The organism is Ureibacillus acetophenoni (assembly GCF_900220965.1).
In the GTDB taxonomy this organism is placed as follows: domain Bacteria; phylum Bacillota; class Bacilli; order Bacillales_A; family Planococcaceae; genus Ureibacillus; species Ureibacillus acetophenoni.
Genome location: NZ_OBQC01000001.1, coordinates 163326 through 177309, shown reverse-complemented (window position 1 = coordinate 177309; position 13984 = coordinate 163326). Strand labels below are relative to the sequence as shown.

Sequence of the window (13984 nt, the reverse complement as noted above, 5' to 3'; positions counted from 1 at the left end):
TGTGTACCTGGTACCCAAAAGATTCTGAATTGTTTTTGAATTGTGTGTGTACCTGGTACCCGAAAGATTCTGAATTGTTTCCGAATTGTGTGTGTACCTGGTACCCGAAAGATTCTGAATTGTTTCCGAATTGTGTGTGTACCTGGCACCCGAAAGATTCTGAATTGTTTCCAAATTGTGTGTGTACCTGGTACCCGAATAATTCTGAATTGTGTGGGTACCTGTCACTATATTGAATGCTTTCATTTTTACGTGAAATTTTATACTATAGATTGAGGAGTTATATTTGTTGTTATAAATGGGGCGATTGATTGAAGAAATTTGGAAATTATTTGTTAATGATTATATTTTTAGGATTTATTTTTGTGGTAGGTGCTTATGTCGTGGTCAGTACGGACAAGCCAGTATCCTTCTACGAAAACCGTGCTCTTGCACAAAAACCACCAGTGACAGCTAGTTCGGTCATGAACGGTGAATTTTCTAAAGGATTTGAAACGTATTTTACCGACCAGTTCGCTGCTAGGGACGTTTGGGTAAGCAGCTACATGAACTATCAAAAGCTAACGAACCAAACTTATTATTTAAATCATTACGTTGCGAATGATAATTGGATTTATCCAAAGCCTATGGCATACACTGCTTATTCAAGTATCGACCAATCTATGGCTTATCTTAAAGAACTCGAAAATTACACAAAGGAAAAGAATATCGAATTTTACTTCTTTTCTCTGCCAGAACGTTCGATTCTATTAGAGGAACCTTATCCGGATTATATTAAAAGTGGTAATGAGAAACTAAATAAAGACTACTTTGCCGAGACAATTCCGAAAGAATATTTAATCTACACGAATATTGAAGATCAATTCCGTGCTCAATATTCACAAGATGAAATTAAAGAACTATACTTCCAAACGGACCACCACTGGAACATTGACGGCGCATTTGCAGGCTATCAAACGATTATTGATACGTTCAATCAACACTCACAATATTTTGATGAACTTGCAGTAACTGCCGACCATTTCGAAAAACAATGTTTCCCCGAAGAACACTTTTTAGGAAGTTATAATAAGCAATTGTACGCAAGTGTTCCGACAACTGATGTCGCTTGTACTATGACGCCGATCAATTTCGATTATAATGAACTTGAAGTGTATGCAGGTGAAATTCGTGAGGATTTAAAAGTTTCTTATCAACAAATTTACGGTAAAGATGTCAATAAAGGATTAGAATACCTTGAGTATGCAGGGGTCTTCACTGGAGACCATCGAGAAATTAACATTATCAATCCTGCGAAAATTGACGAAAATTCAAAAGTACTTTTCGTTAAAGATTCCTATGCGAATCCATTAACGATGTTGTTATCTCAACATTTTTATCAAACAACATTTTACGATATGCGATATAATCTAGACCGTTCTTTGTTTGACTATATTGAAGCAAACGATTTTGATATGATTGTGTTCTTATACAATGATATTACGATTTTCCCAAGTATGTATGATTTTAAGTTAGAATTACAATGAAAAACGGGTGTACAAAAGTTAGCGACTTTTGTACACCTTTTTTAGTGTTTTGTAAATATCTGAGTTTTAATTTATGGGCGTATTCTTCATACTTACAGGCGAGTTTTGATTGATCATGTGCGAGTTTCATCGGTTTACGGGCAGTTTTCTTATCTTTACGTGCGAAATTTAGCTTATGGGCGTATTCTTCATGCTTACGGGCGGTTTTTGATTGTTTATGTGCTAGTTTCACCGGTTTACGGGCGGTTTTCTTACCTTTACGTGCGAATTTTAGCTTATGGGCGAATTCGCAATACTTACGGGCGATTCTGATATATTTACGGGCGTATTTCACCGGTTTACGGGCGGTTTTCTTACCTTTACGAGCGAGTTTTACTTTATGGGCGAATTCGCAATACTTACGGGCGAGTTCAGCTAGTTTAAGTGCGATTTCCACAAGTTTACGCGCGAGTTTCACCAGTTTACGGGTGAATTCCCGATCTTGCTCCACAAACTGCAGAATCACCAACCCCAATCCAAAAATACACAAAAAAAACGGCGAGACAAGTGTCTCGCCATCCATCTACTATTTAATTACTATAGTAATTCAAAATTCCTTGATAGATTGAATCCGCATAAATTTCTTGGTATTCAGGACTCGTTAGTTTTGCACGGTCGTATTGGTTAGAGATGAAGCCTAACTCAACTAATACCGATGGGAAAAGAGAGTTCGCAACAACGTACCAATCTTTTCTTTTCACTTTACGGTCTACCATTTGTGCATTGTTCACGATTTGTGAATTTATGTTCGAAGCTAATGCGTAGTCTTCTTTTTCATTATCGTTTGCAGTCACACTATAGAACGTTTCTGTTCCAAGTGCCGAACTGCTCGTTGCAGAGTTCACGTGAATACTCACGAAAATTTCTGCGTACTTGTCATGCGCGAACTTTACACGATCTTGTAAAGTTGGGTAAGTATCTCCCACACGCGTCATATACACTGTTGCTCCAGCTTCTTCAAGTTTTTGTTTTAAAATACTTGTAACAGTAAACACGATTTGCTTCTCTTGGTACGGACCGCTTACCGCACCAGGATCTTTTCCACCATGTCCTGGGTCTAGAACGATGATTCTACCTGCAAGTGGTGAACCTGATTGATTTAACAATTTTAAATATCGTTTATGGACGTGAGCTTCTTTTCCTTTGTATAGAATTTTTGCCCAGTTTCCATTAATTGAAAGAACGCTTACTTCATCACCGCGATTTAACGTCCCTACAATTTCAGATGAATCTGAAGTATTTGGTTGTGCACGAACACGAACTGAGTTTGCCGTTGTACGACCAATTAAATTTGTCACAACAGGTTGTTCCGGTTCAACAGGCTTTTCCTCTTCAACTTCAGGTTCTTCCTCATTGTCAACCGGTTCTTCTTCATCAACGTTCGGTTCTTCACCTTCAACCGGTTTCTCTTCTTCCACTGTTGCTCCAGTAGTTTGAGACACTTTCACATAACCAGGTAAACCATTTACTTTTGTTAAGTACCAGTCCCCTGTTTTACCATATACATCAATTGACTTTCCTTCAGAAAAGATTCCAATTTTGTTCGAATCTTCATTACTTTTCACGTAAACAGACAAATCTTCAGTTGCTGTAACAGTCGACTGTTTTAAACCAAGCGCTTTGCCGTTTTCGTCAACAAACGAAGCATAATTAGCCCAAATATAAGCATATTTGCCTTCATGAACTACCTTAATCCAATCTCCTTCAACAGCATAGGCATCAAAGTTATGACCTTTATGAACTTGTCCAACAAGGTTACTTCTGTCCGATGTTGACTTTGAAGAACGTACGTTAAGGTAATTTTCATTTGAAATTACTTTTCCGATATACTCTTTTTCATTTGGCACATGAACACCAGCTACTTCGCCTTCCGGTAAACGGAATTCTTCGCTAAGTCCACGTGCAACGAACATAGAAAATTCTCTTCTAGATAACGCACCAGAAGGATTAAACTTTTTAACTGGTCCTGCAGAAACGCCATTTGTTATGCCATTATAATACAACGCACTTATGTATTTATGGTATGGGTTAGTTTTCGTAATATCACTAAATGGCGAATCTTGTGAAACATACTTTTCCACATCGAGTTTGAGGGCAGTAGCCAACACTTTACTCATTTCTCCACGTGTTAAAGATTCATGTGGTTTAAATTTTCCATCTGTAATCGTATTGAAAAAACCAAGGCTCACAGCTTTTTCTACATAGCCAGACATCCAGGCATCCTTTTTTACATCGATATCAGTAAATGAAGACTCAGTCACGTCTAATGGCTCGTAACCTCCAGCAATGATCACCATTTTAGCAGCTTGTCCTTTTGACACAGAATCAGTCGGTTTAAACACATAGCCGCCTGTTCCGTTATAAGCTGGGATACCATTAATGATGCCCAAGTCTACTAAATAATAGATTTCTTCCGAGCCAAGTAAACTGGACGGAACATCTGGGAAACTAAGGGCTGCTTTTGCATTCACATTTGGCACGAGCATAAATGCGATTGACATTAAAGCAAGCATAAAAATTGATCTTACTTTCTTTATCGACAACTGTCTCAAACCTCCTTTCATAGATGTCTATAATTCTATCAAATAATTACTAATTAGACATCATACTTTTTTACTTAATAGCCAGATTTCCCAAACTCGGCTAAAATTTATTCTATTAACCAATCGACATAAACCTTTGTGTAATTCTATTAATTATGTCAATAAAATAAAAAAGAGGGATACCCTTCCAAGAGGATATCCCACTAAAAATCATATGAGTCTGGTTCCATATTGAAGTTATACATTCTAGGGAACACAGTCGTATCATTATATAAAAATACAATCATATCGAATTTATTTTCTTCAAGATATTGATATAATGGTCGATCTTGGTTATGTCGTATATCATAAAATGTCGTTTGATAGAAATGTTGAGATAACCAGAAAGTCATCGGATTGGCATACGAATCTTTTATAAATAAAACCTTCGTCCCCACTTCTGCCTTCGCAGGATTGATAATGCTGAACTCTCGATAATCGTCCGTAAAGATGTCACCATAAGCAACAACACGTTGATTTTTATTTAAACCTGTTCCATATATGTCAGTCCAAGGCACCTGAAACTGTTGCTCAATGGGACCCTTATAAACTTCTACATCGTTGAAATCAAAGTTTGTTGGCATGATCGTACAAACCGCATCATCGGTTTCAATTAATTCATATAATTGACGATTGTAACTTCCGAGGAAGTGCTCGTCCTCATAACAAACTTTCTCAAATTCATTCTCATTAAACGAAGGCTCATCAAAATACGCAGATTCTTCATTTAAAATATTGTAAATCGTCTTATATCCTACAAAGGCACCATCTACATTCCAATGATGGTCAGTTTGATAGTACATATCTTTCAATTCCTCATGTGTAAATTGATCTCTGAACGTCTGTGCCAAATTAAACACACGAAGACCTTCTATTTTGCTAAACTGATTCAAAAAATATCGTTTATTCGCAAATTCAACACCACTGATGACATGGGATGGATACTCCGGATCTAAAATTAAAAACCGATTCGGTAAAGAGAATAACATTAACTCAATGTTCCTCTCTCTCGTATATTCAGCAAACTCATTCATATACTCCACCGTTTTATTTATATTTTTATAAGTTCCGGGTTTAGGGTAAATCCAATCATCTTCGTCGATAAAATAATCTTGTATGAATGTTTGGCCCGTTAATCTTTGCCATTGAATATACCCCTTCACCCATTCCCCTTTTTCATAAAAGTGGTCTGTAAAATACGATTCATAGTCCTTTGAGAAACTAGCGTCCACTACCTTTTCAATAGACAATTCAGGGCTTTTTGCCAATGTCCGATTTTCATAAAACGAGATTTCTTCTTTCTCACCAAACTGCATATAAGCACCGATACCGAAAATAAAGCCTATGAACAATAGAGTGAGCAAATAATTACCTAACTTTTTCATGAAAAAACCTCACATTTTAACGTTAGAATCGGAAGTAAATAAATGGATTGTACGTCGAGTTCACTAAGAACATCGTCACTAAAAGTAATAAAGAGAAATAAACAACCGGACCCGCAAGATAGCGCGCAATCCCTAAAGAAATTTTCCCTTTTCCAGCTTCCATCAATTGATCCATTTTACTAGTTACCCAAGGGTAAATAGGAATGCTGAAGATTACCGCTAATACAAATAAATAAGTGTAATCATGGATATAATGCGCCGCTGTGTAGTTAAATAGCTCCGTACCATTTAAACCAAACATTGTTTGGATAAATTCTGCTGAATACGAGAAGCTATCAGCTCTAAAGAATACCCAACCAATCATCACTAATAGTAATACATAAATATGTTGTAGCGGGCTCCAAAGTTTAGCCAATACTTTTCCAAAACCAAGTCGCTCGATACAAATAATTATTCCGTAGTAGAAGCCCCACGCCATGAATGTCCAGCTTGCACCATGCCAGAAACCGGTAGCTGTCCACACAATGAGTAAGTTCCGATAAGTTTTCCAAGGACCTTTACGATTCCCTCCAAGTGGAATGTAAATATAATCACGGAACCAAGAAGATAATGAAATATGCCATCTTCTCCAGAATTCACTTACGCTTTTTGCGATATATGGATAGTTAAAGTTGATTAAGAATTTAAATCCGAACATCTTCCCTAATCCAATGGCCATATCACTATAACCAGAGAAATCAAAATAAATTTGAAGGGAATACGCTATAATCCCAATCCAAGCAGTTGTCACACTCATATTTTCAGGATTCATCGCAAAAATAGCATCAGCTACTTCACCTAATGGATTTGCAATAATAACCTTCTTAGCTAATCCGATGATAAATTGACGTACTCCGTCTGAAAACAGTTCTACATTATGAATGCGGTTTTTGATTTGATCCGCAATAGTGTTATATCGAACAATCGGTCCTGCAACAAGTTGCGGGAACAGTGAAATATATAATGCTAAGTCAAAAATATTTCTTTGAACTTGTGCATCTTTTCTATAGACGTCAATAACATAACTCATCGCTTGGAAGGTGAAGAATGAAATACCAATTGGCAATGGTAATGGTTCACTCACAATATCTAGTCCAAATACAGCGTTAATATTTTCAATTAAGAAGTTACTATATTTATAGTAACCAAGTATTGCTAGGTTCGCTAAAACAGATATGACTAAATATGTTTTCTTAAGTTTTAGTCGATCTTTTGTCTGCTCAATAAGTAAACCGAATATATAGTTAATTAATATAGAAAAGAGCATTAAGAACACATAGATCGGTTCGCCCCATGCATAAAAGAATAGACTAAAAATAAGTAATATGAAATTTTTCAGAACTTTTGGTACTAAAAAGTACACAAGTAATACAATCGGTAAAAATGCAAAAATAAATACTAGATTACTAAAAACCATGGCTCCACCTCAAGTTTGGAATTAAAGCGATTCTGTTATAAAAACTACAATGATACTACAAAACTTTATGATAAATGTAAAGAAAAGCTCTCTCATTATTCTACCTTATCTTACATCATTCTACATTATATGAATGAAAAAATGGAACCATCTTCTCAGGATGATTCCATTTCTATGGATAAATTACTTTCGATTTTGTAAAGCACGATCTAAAAATACTGCAAATTCCGCACGAGAGATTTGAACATTAGGTCTAAATGTATTATCAGTGTACCCACTTACTAAGTTGTTCGAAACTAACGCTTGAATATTGCCATATGCCCAGTGGGATGAGTTGATATCTTTAAAGTTCACCGTACTCGTTCCAACTAACTTAAACGCTCTTGATAAAATCGCAGCTGTTTCAGCCCGAGTCAGTTTACCTTCCGGACTAAATTTCCCCACTTCACGGCCTGTTAATATTCCATGCTCACTTACTGCCGCGATGGCATTGTAAGCATAGTAGTTAGCAGAAACGTCAGAGAAGCTTGGAGCTTTAGTTGCTTTTAAGTTTAGGGCTCTTGCAATAATTGTTGCTGCTTCCCCACGAGTTATTGTATTACCTGGTTTAAAAGTACCATCAACATAACCTTTAATAAGTTCTTGGTTGTTTAAATTCACAATCGATGCATATGCATAATAGTTTGGATCTGTAACGTCTTTATAAACAATTTCTTGGTGACCATCTTTATACACCGCTTGTAATTGGTCGAAGTAAACTTTGCCTTTATTTTGCAATGAAGCAGTTGGTTGCGCTACATAGATTTGTTCAAACTTCAATGGAAGAGTAATATCTGTAGGAATATTTGCTGAAACATACTTCCAGCCAGTCCAATTCAGACCACCTTCACTAGTGAAATCAATCGTATGTTTTACACCCGCGCCGTCAATAACAGTACCTCTTAACCAATGATTTCCACCTTCAGCATAAACCCAAACACCAATGTTTTTAGGTTTGCCAACAATTGAAATTGGCGTCTTCGCTGCTGCATAAGCTGCTTTCGTTCCAGAATCCGCTGTCGTGAAATCATAGTTCAGTCTTAAACTTGATGAACCTTGACGAATTGGTTCACCCTTTACACTCGTTGCAATTGTTGCTTTGGCTTTTGCTGCCTCAGCTGACCAATTACCAGATGAATCCATGCTATCTAGTAGAATTGGTTTATCGTTACTAATTATTTCTACAGCAATCTCTGCTCTTACGCCTTGGTATTCACCAATGATTTTCCCTTTACCTTGTTTCGTTGCAGTAAAGGTTGCCCCGTTCACTGTACCGATATCGCCTTCTACGTACCAATTCATACTAAATGGATCAATTGTCATTGGATTTAAGAATTCATCATAAGCTCTCGATACTTTCAAATCAATTGTTTCATCTTTCACAATAACACTTGCACTACTATCCACTTTAAAGGACTTCACTTGTCCTTGTGGAGCTGTGTTAACAACTTGTAAAATTGCTGAAACTCTTCGTTCCGAACCATCAGATGATTTATTGACCATCGATGGATATGTGAATCCTGGAGGACGAACTACCATTGTCGTTGAGCCCCCACCATCGAGGTTAATAGCTGAAGTTGCGCCTAATGAAATTAAATAGGATGAAAGATCATTTAGGCTAGCACCTTTACTATGGCTTTGTCTTCCATCAACTGTTACTAAAAATACTCTTGTTCCAGTAGAATCAATAGCTACAGCCGTACGAGGTTGCGGAGTTTTCGCAAATTGACTCGTTGTCGGCATAGAAATATTTACTTGTCCATTTTTAACTAATAAAGGACCTGCAGCTAAAATATATTGGGCATCCATCCATTGTTCATCAATGGATAGAGTAACTTTAATGTCATCACCTGCTGCAATCGTGTTTTGAATTTCCGTTGCTAATGCTTTGTTTTGAACTGAAATAACAAATCCATCAGATGGAATATATGAATTTCCTCCAACGCCATATGTTGTCACATCGGAAACTTGCCCTGTGATAACATCGCCAAAATGTAGCCTCGTCATATCTTGCGATGCAGAAGTGACTACGATTTCGACTCCCCACTCGTTTGTACCAGTGCTACCCTTTTCAGGTGTATAAAGAACATTTTTATCTGCAGTTCTTTCACTATTAATAAGATCTAAAGGATATACTTTTCCGTTCACAGTAAAGTGAAGTTTCGTAGAATAGTAGTCTGCAATGGCTTTTCCGTATTTATCGATCCCGAAAGCAACTCGCTGCTGTGTCGGACTTTCCGTACTAGTTCCGATGATGCCGTAGTTAATAATTTCATTGTTTTCTGCTAATAGGTTCGCAGGAAGGCCATTTCCTAAAAAGTAGGAAGCGTTCACGGCACCAACAACATAATGCCCAGGAGCACTATTTTCTCTTGCTAAGTTCGTCGTTGTTTTCAATGAACCAAATGGATTCGGAAGTCCCATTTCTAACTTTGTATATGTATTTGATAGATTAACATCTAGCACATTTACAAATTGTTTGGTTGAACCAGATTGATAACTTTCTTGAATATGTTTTACCTGTGGCGCGATTTCTAACGTGTTTCCATTCACTTTTGTACCAAATACGGACGCTTGTGCATACGTCTGGCCAAGTAAAATCGACACGAAAAGAAAGGTTACGACAACTATCCCTAATTTCCTTGCCAATGTTTTCACTCCAATATGTAGAAAAATATAATGTTAACTAGAATATACCACACTATTAGGGAATTTTGGCAGATTACTAGAAAGATAGGATTGATTTACTAGTTAATAGGAAAATGTTTTCTATTAGTGGTTTTGATTGGGGATTTGAAGGGGGATTCGGGCTAGGTTTTCGGGGACGAAAATTGCTCGGATGATTGGCGAAGATTTGTAGAAATTAAGTTAGGAAACGCGTTCTGATTGAGAGATATTAGAAAAAATTCGGGGAACTCGTTCTAGTTGGGGGATATTAGAAAATACTCGGGTGTTATTAGAAAATTTGCTGGAGTTATTAGAAAAAATTGATTAGATATTAGAAATGAAATCACGGGTCGCATTCTGATCAAGAGTTATTAGAAAAAATTCGAGTGTTATTAGAAAATTTGATCGAGTTATTAGTGAAATATGAGGAGTTATTAGAATTTAAATCAGGAAACGCCTTCTAATTGGAGGATATTAGAAAAATCTTAGGTGATATTAGAAGATTTGATGGAGTAATTAGAAAAACAAGACCAGTTATTAGAATTCACATCAAGAATCACTTTCTAAATGAAGGATATTAGAAAAAACTTGGGTGTTATTAGAAAGTTTACTGGAGTTATTAGAAAAAGTTGAAGAGTTATTAGAATTTAATAAACGACCATCAGAAAAAATCAGGTGGTTACTATAAATTAGTACGAGTAGTTTGGAAAAATTGATACATTAACAGAATCTCAACAAGTTTTAATAATGCTACAGATGAATATTCGCCAAAATCTGGGTGTTATTCGTCAATCTAAGGAAGTTAATCGCTAGTTTGCATTAGTTATTGGTAAATTAGTCAGTATCCGTTTTTACGAAGATTCGATATTCGCCAAGATTGAAGACTTTTTCGCCAATCCGCGCATGTTATTCGCCAGTTTGCCTTAGTTATTCGCCAAGTTATTAAGTATCCGGTTCCTAAGTCTCGATTTTCGCCAAAATCGAAGTCTTATTCGCCAATCGGCACAAGTTATTTGCCATTTCACTTCTTTTATTCGCCAAAGATTAAACCCAGATTTATTTATACACGGAAAAATAGCCCTGCAAAATGCAGAGCTATTCATCGCAATAAACTTTCATTAATTACCTTCCACATATATCGCTAACGGGAGAAAGCTGCCGCCTGCATGCATGATTTCTAACTCAATTGTTTCAGAGCGGCCGCCTTCTACAGTTATTGGTGGGAGCTCGGCGTAGTTCTTGCCTGGTTTTACATCTGGAATTACATACACTTGTCCATTCACCTTTACAGCTCCACTATAAATGCCGCCTTGACCAGAAAGTCGTACATAAACCTGCCTCGACTCTTTTGTTGGGTTCGCTACGGGGATCTTCACTTTATAATCCACTCCATAATGCCCAATGTTCCCAACAGCTCGATACGTTGGCGAAATGGAATTTTCCTCAGTCAATACATAATCGGTTACTCCATTTGAAATTCCATACCCTACGATTGGTGAACCAATTTTATATTCCGGTAGCTCGGCCTCAATGGCAGAATACTCCCATGCCCCTCTTGGATAACTCAAATCAGTCGGTACAGGATCAGTTTGAATTGCCGTTAAATCACCATTCGATTTAGATAACACAGTTCGAATTTTATAATCCATCTTCTTGCCTTTCACAGTACGAACATCCAAATCATAGTTAAAACCTAGAAGACGTCCATCATTTAAACTAAACGAATCAATAACCTTTGTCTCTCCAGGCTCAATCACAATTGGATCGCCTGAAGCATCCTTTGATTTGTCATGGTAAATAGCATCCACAATCGCAAGACCTACTTCCAAGGACATTCGAACAGTATCACTTGTCGCACTCGCCTCTTTCATTGGCTTAACCTCAATCGGAGTGTTACTCGATGTATTTTCAATCGTAATTCCAATCTTAACGGGGTTACCAAGCTCATTTACATGCCACCCGAAAACACGATGCTCCTTTTTCTTATCAGAAGCTTGAACATGATACATGGACAATGTGGATTCATCCTCAGGCACTAACTCATGCGTCAACGTCTCCGGATTATCACTAACCATTAAATCCCTAGACTCCACGAGTGTTGCATTCGGAACTTTCTCCGCTTTCGGCAAATTCCCTTCCACAACTTTTATAAATGGATTTTTAAACAAATAATCATCTAAATAAACAAGCATTTCCCTACTATCCGTTTTAAATCGTGTATGCCCGCCCAAACTACTCACTATGAAATGAACAGGCACATACATCTTTTCATTATCAATAAACGCCCTAACATCCATTAAAGTAGGAATATCATTCACAAAAGCCACTTGATGGTCATTAAAAAACACAATAGAATTACCTGCTATATTTAAATGAAAAATCTCATCTGATAACCAATCACCAGAAGATTTTTCAATATGTTTGTAAAAATACTCAGCCGGAACAAAATTTCTTCCATGTCTTTGGATGATTGGATCAGACATTTCTACTCTTTGATTGTTAATTTGAAAAATAAAAGGGGCCTCTTTTGAATGGTTTTGTCCAGATTCAGAAGAAGTGATTTCCGGTTCAGCAGCTTCTGCAATTGTCCAGTGACTACCAAAAAAAATCATTACAACAACAGCTAATAAACTCTTGAATCTCTTTCTCATTTTCTCTCCTTTTAATTATCTATTTTTTCATGTCTCTAAACATTGTTTGCAGAAATGATGATATTATCATGACTATTTTTTGGCTCTAAGAGCGAAAAGTGGACATATACTACTGCAAATAAAAAGAGAATAGCTATTCCGGTAGCCATTCTCTTAATGTTTTCATTCATTTAATAAATCTAATGTATCGCTCTTTTTCTTATTGGGAGATATATAAAGGTGCTCATCTTCTTCACCAGCTACATCTATTGTTAGGTAATTTTTCTGCATATTTGCGATTTTCTCTTCATCAGCATTTTCAATATCTTTCTTAACCTGACTTAAACTTGTGTATACTGATTGTTCTTTTCGAAACCAAACATACTTGGAATTAATCTCGTTAATTTCACTATAATTGAAAATGTTCTTTAATATTTTTGCCATTTCATTTGAAGTAGAAGCTTCATTTATTTGTTGTAATTTTTCATTTCTTTCATCGATCATCGGCTGAAGCAAAGCTTGAACTTCAGCAAATGATTGATACTTATTTGATTCATGATGGTGTTGTAGAAAGAACTGTTCACAAATACTAATTCTATCTCTTCCTAAATTAATGTATGGAGCGTACTCAAAGTAGTTAATACCTTTATTCAACTGTTCAAAGTTTGAAGCCTTATTAATTAGATAAATTCCCACTGTTTCATTTATGACTTTATTCCATTCCGTTAAGTCACTCAAGGATTTCCCATTATTTGCTTGAACGAAATACTCCGCAAATTCACCGGAATCTAAAACATCTTGATACATAGGTTCATTAATTAGTCTTAAGATAACCAGGACATTTGAAACATCCAAATAATTGTTCAAAGTCTTAACAACTTGCTCATTGAAGTGAGAATCTGTTTGAGAAAGTTCTTTCAATGCAGCCTTTAATTCTTTTTTCTCCTGTCTATCAACACTTAATGATTGGCTTACTTTAGATTTCACTGATTTTAGTTTGTTTCTAAACTCATATAAAAGATTCAAGAATGACTCTACTTGTGTCATGTTCGACTCAATCTGTTTTACATCGTCTTCTAATTTAGCAATCATTTCTTTTAAATCTTGATAGGTGTAAATTGATTTAAGTTTCTCTTCAAGTTCAACAAGTTTATTCATTAGTTCAGATTTAGTTTTGATTTCTGGGTAGAATTTTAATAAACTCTTTGCCTCACTGATGTCTTTCGAAGCCTTCTTATAAATTTCATGATTTGACTTACCTTGAAGCATACTTTCTAAGTCAACAACGATTTCAGGTAATTTAAGTGACTTTTTTAAATTTGCTATTTCGTAATCTAACTCGTCATATAGGTAGTCATCATAAATTAAATTTATTTCTTTTTCAGCACTTTCAATAGCAGTCTGATCTCCGGTTTCTTTAGCTTGATCGACTATTCTACAAGCATTCGTAACAAGAGTAATTAATGGTTTAGTAATGGTTATATTAAAATCATCTAGCTTTAATGGCTCTAAATTACTTTCAGTAGCAATAGTACCCTCTATCCCCTGTATAATAGGAAATTCTAATTGACTTAACCTGTGTTTTACAAATGGGTATTTTTCTAATACTGAATTCATAGTAAGTAGCCCTCAACTTTCTTATAGATACCTTCTTTTAGTA

8 protein-coding genes are annotated in these 13984 nt (G+C 36.1%); 1 reads left to right on the top strand and 7 read right to left on the bottom strand.

The features are described from left to right. The first annotated feature begins 311 nt into the window (after positions 1-311). Positions 312-1526, top strand: a complete 1215-nt coding sequence (locus tag CRO45_RS00735) for a DHHW family protein (protein ID WP_097147713.1) — start codon at positions 312-314, stop codon at positions 1524-1526. Here CRO45_RS00735 and CRO45_RS00730 read toward each other — a convergent pair. The 7 genes from CRO45_RS00730 to CRO45_RS00700 all read right to left on the bottom strand — a co-directional run bounded on the left by CRO45_RS00730 (position 1507) and on the right by CRO45_RS00700 (position 13941). Then, a complete protein-coding gene (locus tag CRO45_RS00730; RefSeq protein ID WP_097147712.1) occupies positions 1507-2088 on the bottom strand; it encodes a hypothetical protein in 582 nt (193 codons plus the stop codon). The two genes, CRO45_RS00735 and CRO45_RS00730, sit on opposite strands and share 20 nt — an antisense overlap. A 7-nt stretch (positions 2089-2095) precedes the next feature. Further along, a complete protein-coding gene (locus CRO45_RS00725) occupies positions 2096-4108 on the bottom strand; it encodes an N-acetylmuramoyl-L-alanine amidase (RefSeq protein ID WP_170949372.1) in 2013 nt (670 codons plus the stop codon). Positions 4109-4311: 203 nt separating this feature from the next. Beyond that, positions 4312-5532 (bottom strand): DHHW family protein, encoded by a 1221-nt coding sequence (locus tag CRO45_RS00720; RefSeq protein WP_097147710.1) that lies wholly within the window; start codon positions 5530-5532, stop codon positions 4312-4314. Positions 5533-5554: 22 nt separating this feature from the next. Beyond that, positions 5555-6988 (bottom strand): MBOAT family O-acyltransferase, encoded by a 1434-nt coding sequence (locus CRO45_RS00715; protein ID WP_097147709.1) that lies wholly within the window; start codon positions 6986-6988, stop codon positions 5555-5557. A gap of 183 nt (positions 6989-7171) precedes the next feature. Beyond that, positions 7172-9676, bottom strand: a complete 2505-nt coding sequence (locus CRO45_RS00710; RefSeq protein ID WP_097147708.1) for an S-layer homology domain-containing protein — start codon at positions 9674-9676, stop codon at positions 7172-7174. A 1136-nt stretch (positions 9677-10812) separates the two neighbouring features. Further along, complete coding sequence (locus CRO45_RS00705; protein WP_097147707.1) at positions 10813-12345, bottom strand: stalk domain-containing protein; 1533 nt, start codon at positions 12343-12345, stop codon at positions 10813-10815. 162 nt (positions 12346-12507) lie between these two features. Further along, on the bottom strand, positions 12508-13941 hold the full coding sequence (locus CRO45_RS00700) for a hypothetical protein (protein WP_097147706.1): 1434 nt from the start codon (positions 13939-13941) through the stop codon (positions 12508-12510). Positions 13942-13984: the final 43 nt, after the last annotated feature.